General features: G+C 56.3%; 13 protein-coding genes. 9 read left to right on the top strand and 4 right to left on the bottom strand.

What is annotated here, in order from left to right; genetic code table 11:
• Nucleotides 1-36 precede the first annotated feature (36 nt).
• Nucleotides 37-1,506, top strand: coding sequence for an alpha/beta hydrolase (locus CE636_RS28250; RefSeq protein WP_017900396.1), 1,470 nt, complete (start codon nucleotides 37-39; stop codon nucleotides 1,504-1,506).
• Nucleotides 1,507-1,558: 52 nt separating this feature from the next.
• Here the strand turns inward: CE636_RS28250 and CE636_RS28245 are convergent, their stop codons facing one another.
• Nucleotides 1,559-2,434: an NAD(P)-dependent oxidoreductase gene (locus tag CE636_RS28245; protein WP_017900395.1), complete on the bottom strand. Its 876-nt coding sequence runs from the start codon at nucleotides 2,432-2,434 to the stop codon at nucleotides 1,559-1,561.
• Between the two features lie 130 nt (nucleotides 2,435-2,564).
• Nucleotides 2,565-3,449, bottom strand: a complete 885-nt coding sequence (locus CE636_RS28240) for a LysR family transcriptional regulator (RefSeq protein ID WP_017900394.1) — start codon at nucleotides 3,447-3,449, stop codon at nucleotides 2,565-2,567.
• A gap of 110 nt (nucleotides 3,450-3,559) precedes the next feature.
• Between CE636_RS28240 and CE636_RS28235 the strand changes: the two genes are divergently transcribed.
• The gene (locus CE636_RS28235; RefSeq protein WP_025999256.1) at nucleotides 3,560-4,312 is read left to right on the top strand and encodes a sulfite exporter TauE/SafE family protein; all 753 of its coding nucleotides are present in this window, start codon (nucleotides 3,560-3,562) and stop codon (nucleotides 4,310-4,312) included.
• On the opposite strand, the gene CE636_RS28230 is transcribed toward CE636_RS28235, so the two are convergent.
• On the bottom strand, nucleotides 4,309-5,007 hold the full coding sequence (locus tag CE636_RS28230) for a GntR family transcriptional regulator (protein ID WP_025999255.1): 699 nt from the start codon (nucleotides 5,005-5,007) through the stop codon (nucleotides 4,309-4,311). The genes CE636_RS28235 and CE636_RS28230 overlap by 4 nt on opposite strands.
• Before the next feature lie 267 nt (nucleotides 5,008-5,274).
• Here CE636_RS28230 and CE636_RS28225 point away from each other — a divergent pair, with 267 nt between their 5' ends.
• From CE636_RS28225 to CE636_RS28195, 7 genes are all read left to right on the top strand, one after another.
• The gene (locus CE636_RS28225; protein ID WP_017900391.1) at nucleotides 5,275-6,813 is read left to right on the top strand and encodes a PTS transporter subunit EIIC; all 1,539 of its coding nucleotides are present in this window, start codon (nucleotides 5,275-5,277) and stop codon (nucleotides 6,811-6,813) included.
• Nucleotides 6,814-6,824: 11 nt separating this feature from the next.
• On the top strand, nucleotides 6,825-8,153 hold the full coding sequence (locus CE636_RS28220; protein WP_017900390.1) for a 6-phospho-alpha-glucosidase: 1,329 nt from the start codon (nucleotides 6,825-6,827) through the stop codon (nucleotides 8,151-8,153).
• A gap of 741 nt (nucleotides 8,154-8,894) precedes the next feature.
• The gene (locus CE636_RS28210) at nucleotides 8,895-10,340 is read left to right on the top strand and encodes a sugar porter family MFS transporter (protein WP_017900389.1); all 1,446 of its coding nucleotides are present in this window, start codon (nucleotides 8,895-8,897) and stop codon (nucleotides 10,338-10,340) included.
• Nucleotides 10,330-10,773: a PTS sugar transporter subunit IIA gene (locus CE636_RS28205; RefSeq protein WP_004205906.1), complete on the top strand. Its 444-nt coding sequence runs from the start codon at nucleotides 10,330-10,332 to the stop codon at nucleotides 10,771-10,773. Before CE636_RS28210 ends, CE636_RS28205 begins: the two co-directional genes overlap by 11 nt.
• 430 nt (nucleotides 10,774-11,203) lie before the next feature.
• Nucleotides 11,204-11,455, top strand: a complete 252-nt coding sequence (locus CE636_RS28200) for a hypothetical protein (protein WP_004205908.1) — start codon at nucleotides 11,204-11,206, stop codon at nucleotides 11,453-11,455.
• A 12-nt stretch (nucleotides 11,456-11,467) separates the two neighbouring features.
• The gene (locus CE636_RS29125) at nucleotides 11,468-11,608 is read left to right on the top strand and encodes a hypothetical protein (protein ID WP_017900388.1); all 141 of its coding nucleotides are present in this window, start codon (nucleotides 11,468-11,470) and stop codon (nucleotides 11,606-11,608) included.
• A gap of 187 nt (nucleotides 11,609-11,795) precedes the next feature.
• Complete coding sequence (locus tag CE636_RS28195) at nucleotides 11,796-12,734, top strand: alpha/beta hydrolase (protein WP_017900387.1); 939 nt, start codon at nucleotides 11,796-11,798, stop codon at nucleotides 12,732-12,734.
• A 33-nt stretch (nucleotides 12,735-12,767) separates the two neighbouring features.
• On the opposite strand, the gene CE636_RS28190 is transcribed toward CE636_RS28195, so the two are convergent.
• A complete protein-coding gene (locus tag CE636_RS28190; protein WP_017900386.1) occupies nucleotides 12,768-14,423 on the bottom strand; it encodes a putative bifunctional diguanylate cyclase/phosphodiesterase in 1,656 nt (551 codons plus the stop codon).
• Nucleotides 14,424-14,561: the final 138 nt, after the last annotated feature.

Here is a 14,561-nt window from a genome sequence, read left to right as displayed (position 1 = left end):
CTCAGAAAACATGTCATTAAGAAAGGAAGCTACGCATTGAAATGGCTAACCTGGTTAAAACGTATCGTGTTGTCCCTGCTGCTGTTGATCGTTGGCGCTCTGGGACTACGCCTTTATGACATTCAGCGCGGGCCCGATCTGCAGCTCTGGCATACCTGGGTTCCGCATGAGATGGACGCGGATGAAATCGACAATGCTGACTGGAACGATTACATCAAAAAAGAGAATGCGCTCTTCAGTGAGGTAAAACGCCAGGTTACCGATAAGCTGGACGCTTCGCAGCAAACCGAACTGAATCGTTACTACAGTCACAGCCCTATCTATCCGGACTCGTTTCCCACCAACTGGAATCGGTCATACATCATGATGCCGGATGGTAAACCGCAAGGTGCCGTGGTGTTGCTGCATGGTCTGACGGATACGCCCTACAGCCTGCGGCATATCGCCGAAAATTACCGCCAACAGGGTTATGTCGCCATCGGTATCAGATTACCGGGCCATGGGACGGTTCCCGCCGGGCTGACCGACGTGGACTGGCAGGACTGGCTGGCCGCCACGCGCCTGGCGGTGAGAGAAGCGAAACGACTGACGGGTAAAGATGCGCCCCTGCATATCGTCGGATTTTCCAACGGCGGCGCGCTGGCAATGAAGTATTCGCTGGACACGCTGGATAATGCCGAACTGGCAAAACCCCAGCGGGTGATCCTGATTTCTCCGATGATCGGTATTACTAGCTTCGCGCGTTTTTCCGGCCTCGCGGGCTGGCCCGCGTTTCTCCCCGCCTTCTCGAAAGCCGCATGGTTAAACATCATGCCCGAATTTAATCCGTTTAAATATAACTCCTTCCCGACGAACGCCGCCCGGCAGTCCTTCCTGCTGACCAAAGCGCTGCAAAAGCAGATAGTGGCTGACGCGAGAAATCAGAAACTTAACAGCTTACCGCCGGTATTGACCTTTCAGTCCGTCATGGATTCAACGGTCAGTACGCGGGCGATCGTGACGGCGCTGTATAACCGCTTGCCGGATAATGGCAGTGAAATTGTCCTGTTCGATTTAAATCATGCGGTCAGGTTTAATTCATTATTACGCCGGACGTCTTACACCGCGCTGGCGCGGTTGCTGCCCGCAGCGCCGCGAGCTTATCAAACCACGATCATCACTAACGCCAATTCCGCCAGTACAGAGATGGAGATCCGAACAACACCTGCCGGGAAAACAGACACTACGGTGGAGAAGCTACAGGGACTGCATTATTTACCGGACGTGTATTCGCTTTCTCATGTCGCGCTTCCCTTCCCCTTGAGCGATTCGCTGTACGGACGCTATCCCCATCCGCTGAATCAATACGGGATCAGCCTCGGCACGTTTGCAGCTCGCGGCGAGCGTTCTGTGCTGGTAGTGGGCCTGGACTCGCTGATGCGCCAGTCTTCCAATCCGTTTTTTCCCTATATGATCAAGCGCATTGACGAAGGGATCGACACTCGCCCGGCTCTCTCCGGGAAATAACTCTTCTCTGGATAAGTGGCCACCACGGCCACTTTTTCCTGAGGATGCGGTACTACGCTTTCGCCGACGTCGACAGCCACTGATATATCGAGGACAAATCCTGCCCGGCATATCCTGCGTCCGCCGCCTGCTGCCACAGTTCGGCGATGTTATCCAGCCCCGGCATGGTGTGCGGCTCGGCCAGGGAAAGCGCCAGCCGGGCATCTTTCAGCGCATGCGCCAGCTGCATCTGCGGCACGAATTGCTCATTGGCGATGGCGTCCAGTTTGACTTTGACATACGGTGCGGCCAGCGGGCCGCCTTCCAGGGCGCTCCACAGCTGGTCGGGAGTAAAGCCCAGCGTCTTCGCCAGCTGAGCGCTTTCCGCGATGCCCTGCATCATCGAAATCAGCCAGGCATTGAGGACCAGCTTCATTTTCTGGCTGTTGCCCGCCTCACCAAACCACTGCGTCCCACGTGAGATAGCGGCAAATATCTGCTCCGCCGCGCCACATTTTTCACGCTCCCCGCTGGCGAGCACCAGGATCTGCGCCTTCTCCGCCGGGGCTTTGGTCCCTGAAACCGGAGCATCGACGAAGGTCATCGCCGGCTGAAGCTCCCGCAGCAAGGCGATAGCCTGCTGGGTCTCCGGCAGGCCAATGGTGCCCATCTGGCAATAGATCGCCTGCGGCTGACAGGCAGGCGCAATTTGCGCCAGTACCTCCAGGGTAGCCTGACCGTCGGCGAGCATACTGATGATCACCTCAGCATCGGCCACCGCCTGCTGCGGCGTGGCGTGCAGAGATAATCCCTGCGCCTGTAAATCCTCGCCGCGCGCTGGCGAACGGTTCCAGCCCGCGACGGTAAAGCCCTTCTTCAGTAGATTGCTGGCAAAAGCGTGTCCCATGGCGCCGAGTCCCAGCACCGCGACCTTTGGTAATGTACTCATCTTGTCTGTCCTGATTCGCGTATTAATAAATGGCGGACGTCTACTATCGCATCTCTGGCACGGAAGTCAGTAGCAATAACCGCCATAAAAAGTGACACTGTCACTACGTCATGGCCATGTTTATAGCGGCTCAGGGCTGGCGGAGCCACTCCAGCAAGCGGCGCATTGCTGGCGACAGGCGGTCGTCATCCTGATAGCACAGGCACAGCCGACGCAGCGCCCAGCGATCCTGCAATGTGATAACGGTGAACCGGTAGCGCAGCTGGTAGCGTTCGGCAATAACCCGCGGCAGGATCGCCCCGCCGGCACCGTGAGCCACCATCTCGCAAAGCCCTTCAAAATGGCTCATCCTGATGCGGACGTTCAGCGCCTGGCCGAGCCCGGCGGCCTGCTCTTCGATATGCTGCTGCAGTGCGCTGGTCTGATATAGCGCGACCAGCGGCTCATGGATAATCGTCGCGAAAGCCACTTCGGCTGTTTCACTCAAGGCATGGGCCGGCGGCACGATCAGCACCAGGGGATCCTCCGCGACGGGCTCCAGACGCAACGGCCCGGGATCGACCGCATCGGACACCACCCCGGCCTGCGCTAAGCCCGCCAGAATGCTGCTGACAATATCCGCGCTGGTGCGCTCTTCGGTGTCGATCTGTATCCCGGGATGCGCTGCCATCCACGCGGCGAGTTTGCCCGGCAGAAAAGCCGACATCGCCGAGGTATTGGCAAACAGGCGCAGCGTTCCCTGCTGACCGCGGGCGAAGGCGTGCATCGCCTGGCGCAGACGCCGCTGCTGCTCTAACAACGGACGAGCATGGCGCGCCAGCACCTCCCCGGCCTCGGTCGTTGTCACTCCCCGGGCATGACGGTGCAGCAGCGGCACACCGACCTCCGCCTCCATTTTGCGCAGCCTTTCGCTGGCGGAGGCCAGTGCCAGATGGGCCGCCGCCGCCCCGCCGGTAATGCTGCCGGTATCCACGATGGCGATAAACAGCCGCAGATCGGCGAGATCCAGTCGCATGACGCCCTCCTTCCCTTCGGTTTTACCGTAGACTTTGGGCAACATACCGCATTGTCCCCCCCGCGACCAGCTGTTTCAATGCCCTTCTCTGAGCCGATAGGTGAGCCATGATGTTTGATCTCCACACTCTCTGTTTACTGCTGATTTTTATCGCCGCTGGGCTGGTCAAAGGGGTGACCGGTATGGGGCTGCCCACCGTGGCGATGGGCCTGCTTGGCCTGCTGATGCCGCCACCGGCCGCGGCGGCCTTGCTGGTGCTCCCCTCGCTGTTGACCAATCTCTGGCAGCTGCTGGCCGGCCCCGCGCTGGCGCAGATTGCGCGTCGCCTCTGGTTAATGATGACCGGGATGATTATCGGCACGCTGGCGGGATCGTCACTGCTCATCCATCTTAACCCGCGGTGGTCGGCGCTAGCGCTGGGCGCCGTGCTGATAGCTTATGCCGGATACGCACTCCGTGGTCCGGCGGTGCAGGTTTCTGCACGCATGGAAAAGCGCCTGTCGCCGCTGATGGGCGGACTGACCGGAGTGATCACCGGGGCGACCGGGGTATTTGTTATTCCGGCGGTGCCCTGGCTGCAGGCGCTGGGCTTTCGTCGCGACGAGCTGGTCCAGGCCCTGGGATTGTCGTTCACCCTGTCCACTCTGGCGATGGCGGCCGGCCTCTCTCTGCACGCTGGCTGGCGCGCAGATTCGCTGCTGCTATCGGCGCTGGCGTTGGCGCCCGCGCTGCTCGGCATGTGGCTGGGACAGCGGATCCGCTCGCGTCTCAGCCCGCAGCGCTTTCGTCAGGGCTTTCTGTTGTTCCTGCTGGCGCTGGGGCTGGAGCTTGTCCTCCGGGGGTTGCTGGCGGAATCATCCTAGCGGCGGGTAATGTGCTTCACATTGTATTTACTGGTGTTCTGGTAGATCTCTGAGAAATCAACGATCGCCCGGTTCTGGGCGTAGCTGACAGACTGCACCCGTAGCAGGAGGCTGTTAGGCGCCACCTGCAGCAGCTCCGCCTGCTCGCGGGTCGCCAGCACCGGGGTATAGCTGCGGTGGCTCTCAATAATGGTGATATGGCACTCTTTTTTGAAATAGTTGAACTTAGACTGCTCAAGGTTACCCACGCTGAGCCACGGAAAAGCGGCGTAGGGAATGTAGCTGTTCTCCACCAGGATCGGGACCTCATCAATCAGCCGCAGCCGCCTGACGTAGTAGATTTTTTCTCCCGGCTGGATCTTTAACTGCTGGGCAATGGCCGGCGGGGCGTCAAGCAAGGTGAACTCAATAACCTTATTGCGGTAGTTGGTGACCCCCACCACCTGCATCTGGTAGTTAAATCCCTCCAGCTCTCCGCCATGATAGTTACTTTTACGCACAATGCAGGTTCCGCTGCCGTGCCGCCGGGCGATCAGCTTTTCCTCCTCGAGTAGCGCCAGCGCTTTGCGCAGCGTCATCACCGAGACCTGCAGCTCCGCAGCCAGCGCTTTTTCGCTGGGCAGCATATCGCCGACGGCATAGTCGTCGCTGTTGATGCGGGCCTTCAGTTCTGTGGCAATCTTTTTATAAATCACTTTTAGATGTCTCACCGAGAGGAATGACGTCAAATGCAGCTGCATTTAATGCATTGTATTTATTCATAAAAATTAATTTTCACGCGCCATAAGCAGCGTTAACTCATCTATAAAAATGGCTATATTTATATATCTCTCCTGCAACAATATATATGACTTTCGTCACAGATGGCCTTTTTCCTGCTCGGGATCCCGGTGGTCTGCTCCTAGTCTGATAAGCCTATTGATCAGGTGATGACAGCGGGCGATGAAGACGAGAGGACAACCATGATTGGCGTGAAAAAGCTTCAGGACTTTTCCAAGGCGATGATCGGGCCGGTGCTGTATCTGCCGGCTATCGGCCTGTTGATCGCCCTGTTCAGCATGACCACCAACCGGCTGTGGGTGGATGAAAGCAGCGGGATCTATCTGTTGGGGAAATTCGTCTCCAGCATGCTCTGGGCGCTGATGAACAATCTCGGGTTTCTGTTCTGCCTCGGACTGGCCAGCGGTCTGGCGAAAACCCGCAAAGCCGAAGCCGCTTTCGTGGCGGCCATGACCTGGCTGGTCTATCTGGCGGCGAACAACAGCTGGCTGACCCTGACCCATCGTCTGGCGACCGGAGCCACCAACGCGCAACTATATGGCAGCGGACAAACCTATATCTTCGGTTTTCAGGTCATCGATATGGGCGTGTTCCTCGGTATTATCCTTGGCTGCGCCGTCGCCTTTGTTCACAATCGCGTGGTTGGCATTGAGTTTCGCGGCGCGCTGTCGATCTACGGCAACAGCAAGCTGGTGCTGATCGTGATGCTGCCGCTGGTGGGCCTGTTTGCTATCGCCACCGTCTATCTCTGGCCGGTGGTGGAGCTGGGTATCTCGGCGCTGACCGGCTTTATGAAATCCTTTGGCGCCATCGGGGTCTTCCTGTACGGCTTTCTCAACCGGTTCCTGATCCCCACCGGGCTGCATCATTTGATCTGGTCGCCGTTCGTCTTTACCTCTATCGGCGGTCAGTTGCTGATTGATGGCCAGACCGTCATTGGCGCCAAGCCTATTTTTCTCGCCGAAATCGCCCGTCATCCCGTTGACACGCTCAGTGATTCCGCCCGGTTTTTGACCTATGGGATGGTGAAGATTTTCGGCACCGCCGGTATGGCGCTCGCTTTCTATCGCACGGCGAAACCGGAGAATAAACAGCGGCTCAAAGTCACGCTGATCCCCTTAATTGTCACCTCCGTGCTGGTGGGGATCACCGAACCTTTTGAGTTTCTCTTCATCTTCACCGCCCCGCTGCTGTGGCTTATCTACTCCCTGCTGGACGGTTTTTTCCAGATGCTGGCCTGGCTGTTTCACGTGCGGGTCTGCGCCACCAACGGTCTTATCGATTTTGTCGTCTATAACCTGCCCGCCGGCGCCAGCGTGACGCGCTGGCCGGTGTTTGTCGCCCTCGGGCTGCTGGAGACCGCCACCATGTACCTGGTCGGCACCTTCTGTATTAACCGCCTGCGAATGCTTACCCCGGGGCGCGAAGCCGCTGCCGATACGGTGCGTTCCCAACAGACGGATCCGGCAAATGGCGAGTCAGACAAAGGTGCGATGGTGATTGCGGGGTTGGGCGGCAAAGAAAATGTTTGTGCGGTGGAAAACTGTTTTACCCGCCTGCGGGTCGATGTGCGCGACCCCGCACTCATCCAGCAGACGCTGTTAAAAGAGAGCGGCGGGAGCAGCGTGCTGATTAAAGGTAATCATGTTCAGGTGATCTACGGCCTGGGGGTTAACAAAATTCGAACGGCGGTCAACGCCAGTCTGGGTGTAACTGAATAACGAGGTGGTAAATGAAAGATAACTTTGTGGTCACGATTGCCGGTGGCGGTAGTACCTATACGCCGGGGATTGTCATGATGCTGCTGGAAAATATGGCGCGCTTTCCCCTGCGGGAGATCCGTCTGTACGATAACCATTACGAGCGTCAGAAGACCATCGGCGACGCCTGCGCCATTCTGGTGGCGGAACGCTTCCCGCAGGTAAAATTCAGCTATACCACCGATCCGCAGGCGGCCTTCACCGACGTGGATTTTGTGATGGCGCATATTCGCGTTGGCCTGTATGAGATGCGGGAAAAGGATGAAAAAATCCCGCTGAAATATGGCGTGCCGGGTCAGGAAACCTGTGGGCCGGGAGGGATCGCCTACGGTATGCGCTCGATTGCCGGCGTGCTGGAGCTGGTCGATTATATGCAGCAGTACGCCCCGGGGGCGTGGATGCTTAACTACTCCAACCCGGCGGCCATCGTCGCGGAAGCGACCCGTCGCCTGCGGCCCGACGCGCGCATCATCAACATCTGCGATATGCCGGTGGCCATCGAGGGGCTGTTTGCCGATATCCTCGGTCTGCCGTCGCGTAAGGCGCTGAACGTCCGCTACTATGGCCTGAATCATTTTGGCTGGTGGACCAGCATCACCGATAAAGCCGGTAACGATCTGATGCCGGCGCTCAAGCGTCACGTGGCGGAGCAGGGTTACAGTAGCCCAAAAGATGATTTTCAGCATAAAGCGCCGAGCTGGATCGAAACCTTTAAAAAAGTGAAGGATGTGTTTGCCCTCGATCCCCTGACGTTGCCTAACACTTATCTGAAATACTACCTCTATCCTGACTACGAGGTAGCCCACTCTGACCCGGACTTTACGCGGGCTAACGAAGTGATGGCCGGACGTGAAAAAGAGGTCTTCGATATGGCCCGGGAGATCACTCGTCGCGGCACCGCGGAAGGCGCGCATTTCCATGCCGGGGCCCATGCCACCTTCATCGTCGACCTCGCCTGCGCCATCGCCTTTAACACCCAGGAGCGGATGCTGTTGATCGTGGAAAACAACGGGGCGATCGCCAACTTTGACGAGACGGCGATGGTGGAAGTCCCCTGCCTGGTGGGCGTCAACGGCCCGGAACCGCTGGCGATGGGAAAAATCCCTTCGTTCCAGAAAGGACTGATGGAGCAGCAGGTGGCGGTGGAGAAGCTGGTCGTTGACGCCTGGATTGAGAAAAGCTACCAGAAACTGTGGCAGGCCATCACCCTGTCAAAAACGGTGCCCAGCGCCGCGGTGGCGAAAGCGATTCTCGATGAGCTGATCGTCGCCAACGAAGGTTACTGGCCCGCGCTGCACTGATTTTTTGCCACAACCCTGCCGTGAGTGCCCCTCTCGGCAGGGTTATCGCCGGCATCCATCCCGCGATACCTCCTTCCATAGCCTCCCTCAGCGCCAACGCGTCGATGGCCTGCGCGACGCCAGCCAGACTGACATCACAGCATCGCCAGCCACAATTTTCCCTGAACAGAGTAATGAAATATAAATTCTATTCTTCGATATTATGGCGTAAAAATGTGATCTGCGTTGTATTCTTTGAGTTACATTAACCCACTGAAAACAACATCATTATTACTAACTCGCAAATTTAACCCGCATTTCATAGGGATATAGCGCCGTATGCCATTGTGATTGGCTTCATGCATTTACCTTCCTGCAACACCAGTTTGAAATTAAATTTTCATAATGTGATCTTGTAGCATTCTCATTCCATTTCTTTGTGCCATATTCTTAGCACGGTAAATCGCCGGAACGACAGCAACGTGCCACACCAGGGCGCTGTCCTGCGGCCAACGTCGGCGCTGCCGACGCACTGAAGACCGCTAACCCGAAAAGGAGAACGGATATCGACGACATCCATGCCAACACCAAGCCGTAAACCTCTTTGACCGCCATTGCTTAGCGTACCCTGCCTTGTGCTGAGCAATTACACAAAGAAGAAAATCATTTAATTCAGTTAGATACGACAACACAGGCGTGATAAATCCTGACTGGGGAGATGTATTTTTATCTTGTGTCGTTCAACAAAATAAAGGGACTACCATGTCATTTATAACAAACCTGAACCAGCAACAGAGAAAACGACTTCATCAGATCACCTTAGTGGCCACCTTCGGCGGCCTGCTTTTCGGTTACGACACCGGCGTTATCAACGGCGCCTTTTCCTCACTGAAGCAGTACATGGCGCTGACCCCGACCACCGAAGGGCTGGTAATGAGTGTCCTGCTGATCGGCGCCGCGCTGGGCAGCGTGTTTGGCGGTAAGTTCGCCGACTACTTCGGCCGGCGCAAATACTTGCTCTTCCTCTCCTTTGTTTTTCTTATCGGCGCCCTGCTTTCCGCCGCGGCTCCCGATATCACTACCCTGCTGATTGCCCGCGCCCTGCTGGGCTACGCCGTCGGCGGCGCCTCGGTCACCGCCCCCACCTTTATTTCTGAAGTGGCGCCCACCGAGATGCGCGGTAAGCTGACCGGCCTGAATGAAGTCGCCATCGTTATCGGCCAGCTGGCGGCGTTTGCCATTAACGCGATCATTGGCATCATCTGGGGCCATCTGCCGGACGTCTGGCGCTATATGCTGCTGGTGCAGGCGATCCCCGCTATCTGCCTGTTTGTTGGCATGTGGCGCGCGCCGGAAAGTCCGCGCTGGCTGATTAGCAAAAACCGCCACGAGGAAGCGCTGCATATTCTCAAACAGATCCGCCCGGCGGAACGCGCGCAGAAAGAATTCGACGACATCTCCACCCTGATCAAAATTGAAGCCGGCAATAAGTACAGCACCCAGAACACCTTCACCACTATCCTCAAAACGCCATGGATCCTCAAAATTTTGCTGGTGGGCATTACCTGGGCCGCGCTGCAGCAAACCACCGGGGTGAACGTGATTATGTATTACGGCACGGAAATCCTGAGTGCCGCCGGCTTCTCAGAGCGTACCTCGCTGATCTGTAACGTGCTGAACGGCGTCTTCTCCGTCGGCGGTATGCTGATTGGCGTGCTGTTTCTCGTCGATCGTTTTAAGCGTAAGACGATCATTATCTACGGCTTCGCCATTATGGCCACGCTGCACCTGATTATCGCCGCGGTCGACTACACCCTGGTGGGCGACCTCAAAGCCACCGCTATCTGGCTGCTGGGCGCGCTGTTCGTCGGCGTGATGCAGGGTTCGATGGGCTTTATCACCTGGGTGGTGTTAGCCGAGCTGTTCCCGCTGAAATTCCGCGGATTGTCGATGGGGATCTCGGTATTTTTCATGTGGATCATGAACGCGGTGGTCAGCTACCTGTTCCCGCTGCTGCAGGCGAAACTGGGCCTTGGGCCGGTCTTCTTTATCTTCGCGGCCATCAACTATTTGGCGATTCTGTTCGTGGTGTTCGCCCTGCCGGAGACCTCCAATAAATCGCTGGAGCAGTTAGAAGCGGAGCTGTCAGCGAATCATGAGGATAAAAAATCTACTCGTCTCACCAGGGAGGTTGGCTATGATCGATAACATCACGCTGGATAATCTGCACATCGGCTGCAAGGCCAGTAATAAAGCGGAAGTCATCGCCATGATTGGCGCAGAGTGTAAAGCCAAAGGCTATGTCAATCAGGAGTGCGTTCACTTTCTGCTGGAGCGTGAACATCAGGTTTCCACTTTTTTGGGCAATGGCATCACCCTGCCGCATCTGCCGAAATCAGCGACGGATATCATTCTTAAAACCGGGATTGAGATCTATCAGTTTCCTGATGGCGTTATCTGGGATCGCGGCAACGTGATGTTTATTGCCATTGGCGTGATTGCGAAAGAGAAAGAGCATATTGACGTGCTCAAAGAAATTGCCTCGATATTCAGCGATGAGCTGATCGCGAATGCGTTGTCATTAATCTCCGACAAAAATGACTTCCTGAAGATCCTCCAGCATAACGCGCTACCCCGTTAAGTGCCCACCGGCCGGGGCTCTGCCCCCGGCCATCGCCTTATTTTATTGGTCTCGCAGAAATCAAGCATTACGAAAAATCTAATTTTCTCCGTTATCACGTCACTCACAATAATAACCGGGGAAATTAACGCATATCGAATGGCTATCAACTCTATTTATTATGCGACAGCTCTTATCAATATGGAAAAATGACCAATAAAAACAGCATATTAACCATTAAAAGGCTTTGCATCCTTTGCTTTGCTGTTCAGGTCGTGAGTGCCGCGCGTCAGTGATTCCTGCGCTATCCCATTAGTTTTGATTTATATCAATACCGCTTCCAGCGTTAAAATGCATTTTACAGCGCGATTATTTTGGAAAGGTGTATACGACATTGGTTTTACGATTTGGATATTTATTTAGCCGGCCCGCAAGCCTTTGGGGATGGCTGATGTGTAACGCGCTTAATGGTATCGCGATCGTCCTCTGCTTTCGCGGGATAAGCATTGTGACAGGCTATCGTCAGGCGGTCTGGCAGGTCATCATCACGCTGGCTATTATTATATCGACCTGGTATAGCGCTAATTATTTCGCCGCCCTGGAAGCGCGACGCGACAGACGACGCTTTCTGCTGCTGGCCTGGGTGGTGATGACCATTCTGCTGAATTTCATTCACCTCAGCGGCGCTGAATACCGTTATTAAAGGAGCATGCCCATGACGCTGGCTATGCTGTTGGTGCTTATCAATCACCATAAGGGTCTGACGATCTTACTGATTGTCATTATTGCGCTGTTGGTTATGGCGCTTACCCCGCTGGTCAAAAAACTGCTTAGCACCCTTCACGATCGGTCCTGACTTTTCTCTCACGGCCGCCGACAGGCGGCCATCTCTCCTTCTGTTAGACTGATTCCGCCACCAGCCTTAGCGGCATGCAGCCTGCTACAGCGCGCATGAAAAGAAATGAGAACCATTATCAATGAAGCTATGCTAACGTGTCAGCCCAGGCAAAACGCCAGATGACAGAAAATGGGGGACAGACGAGGTGAAGCAGGATTCAGGGATCATCACAGCGCGGCAGGCGCACGGATTGCTGACGCTGGCGATAGGCGCCGCGCTCTTCTACAGCAGCGGCAGTTTCGCCCGGCCGGATCTGCAGCCGCTGGGGCCGAATATTGCGGACAAAGGGTCAGCTTTCTACCATTTTACCCAGCGCCAGTACGACTCTGCCGATGGCGAACGCCATTACCGGGTGTGGACCGCGGTGCCGGATAAAGCGCCGCCGGCCGCCGGTTATCCGGTGCTGTATATGCTGGACGGCAACGCGGTGATGGATAAACTCAACGACGCGTTTCTGCAACAGCTCTCCGCTGGTTCCCCGCCGGTCATCGTCGCTATTGGTTACCAGACGGCGCTGCCCTTCGATACCGCAGCCCGGGCCTGGGATTACACTCCGCCGCTTAAGACGCATCAACCTCGCGCCGGAAAATCCGCGCTGCCGCCGCGAAAAACCGGGGGTAATGACCTGTTTCGCCAGCTGCTGAGCGAAACGATGGTTCCGCAAGCAGAAGCTAAGCTGAAAATCGATCCCCGCCAGCGCGCTATTTGGGGTCACTCCTATGGCGGACTGTTTGTACTCGACGCGTGGCGTAAGAGCGACCTGTTCCATATCTTTTATTCCACCAGCCCGTCGCTCGGCCAGGCACTCGAGTCTCCGCTTAAAGACAGCAAAAACATCGATGCCGCGGCTTTCGCCGGGAAATCGCTGTATCTGCTGGAGGGGGATGGCAAAGCCCCTGGAGAGCCGTCCGGGCACGTGGCTTCCCTGGCGGTTTTGCGTCAGACCCAACAGCAACTGGCGGACAACGGCTTGCGGGTGGCCTTCTGGCGCTACCCTGGGCTGACCCATGGTCAGATGTTCGAGGTCTCCCTGCGCTCCGCGCTGCTGCACCTTTCCGGGCAGGCAGCGCTTGCGCATCAGTGATGACCTTGCGCCCACCAGCGGACGGCGGGCGATTCAGCGCTGATCGGGCAGGTGTTTAATATCGACCGGCTCGCCGAACAGGAACCCCTGCATTTCGTCACATCCCTCCTCTTCGAGGATCTGCAGTTGTCCTGCGGTTTCCACGCCCTCGGCGATAAGCGGCGTATTGATCGAGTTGCCCAGCGAAATAATGGCCCGCACGAATGAGCGGACCTGGGGATTGCTCTCCACATCCAGCATAAAGCTGCGGTCGAGCTTGATGACGTCGAAATGAAAATCGCGCAGCATGCTCAGGGAGGAGTAGCCGGTGCCGAAATCATCCAGTGCGATACTGATCCCCATCTTTTGCAGATGATGCAGGACGCTGAATGCCAGCTGCTTGTTCACGATAAACGCCGTCTCGGTGACCTCAAACTCCAGCAGGCTGACCGGATAGGCGGTACGCATCAGGATCTCGCGGACTTTTTCGATAAAGCTACGATGACGCAGCTGCACCGGCGAGATATTGACCGAAATTTTTCTGTTGAGACCCTTTTCCAGCGCTTCGTTACACACCTGCTCCAGCACCCAGTAGCCTAACGGCACGATGGCGCCGCTCTCTTCGGCAATGGGAATAAACACGTCCGGCGGAATAGCGCCCAGCTGAGGATGCTGCCAGCGCAACAGCGCTTCATAACCGGTGATGCGACGATCTTTAATATTGCGGATCGCCTGATAGTGAAGCGAAAACTCCCCCGCCTGAATACCGCGGCGGATGTCGGCGGCCATCATATTCCGCTGCCGCGTCTTGTCGTCCATCTCGCGTTCATACCAGCAAATCTTGTGGTCGAGACTGCTCTTTGCCCGATACATGGCCAGATCGGAATTGCTCAGAACCGTATTAATATCCGTCCCGTCCTCCGGGTAGACGGAGATACCCATGCTGGCGGAAAGGATCACTTCCGTCGCGGCAAACGTCTGCTTACCGCTGAAGCAGTGCCAGAGACGGGCGGCAAAGGCGTCCACCTCGCTTTCATCGGCAAAAGGTTTGACGGCCACAAACTCATCGCCGCCGAAGCGGGCGACCATCTCCTCCTTCTGCAGCGTTTTGAGTACGGCGCCTGCCACGCGCTGCAGCAGCTGATCGCCAATAAGATGGCCCTGCAGATCGTTAATCTCTTTAAACTTATCTAAATCGATGGTGAAAACGGCAAAGCGGCGGGCGTCATTCCCGGTGATCAGCTTTTCCACCCGCTCAAAGAACTCCACCCGATTGGGTAAACCGGTCAGCGCATCGTAACGCGCCATCCACGCGATGCGGTCATTGATCGCCTTCTGTTCGCTGATGTCGCGGGTAATTTTGGCAAAGCCCAGCAGGTTATTTTGCTCATCGCGGATGGCATTGATCATGACATGCGCCCAGAACCGGGAGCCATCTTTACGATACCGCCAGCCTTCGCCTTCGAACTGCCCGCTACGCAGGGCAATTTGCAGATTATTCGCCGGCACCCCGGAGAGTTGTTCGGCTTCGCTATAGAAGAGACCGAAGTAGCGACCGATGATCTCATCGCTCAGGTACCCTTTTGCCCGGCGGGCGCCCTCATTCCAGCTAATGACGGTCCCGTCGGCGCTCAGCATATAGATGGCATAATCTTTAACACTTTCAATAAAGTGGCGATAGGCAATGTCCGTCAGGTGATCGTTACTCATGGTACAGCGCTCTCTGTGGCTCGGTCGTGGCAAAACGCATTAGATATAACAGAATCACGCCCATAATGAATACAAGGTTAAGGTGTTTTATGGTCGCCTTTCCGGCCCGGACAACCGCCGACCGCGCGGCGGACACTC

The sequence above is a fragment of the Klebsiella sp. LY genome (genome assembly GCF_004010915.1).
Taxonomy (GTDB): domain Bacteria; phylum Pseudomonadota; class Gammaproteobacteria; order Enterobacterales; family Enterobacteriaceae; genus Klebsiella; species Klebsiella quasipneumoniae.
This window is presented reverse-complemented; position numbering and strand designations above follow the sequence as displayed.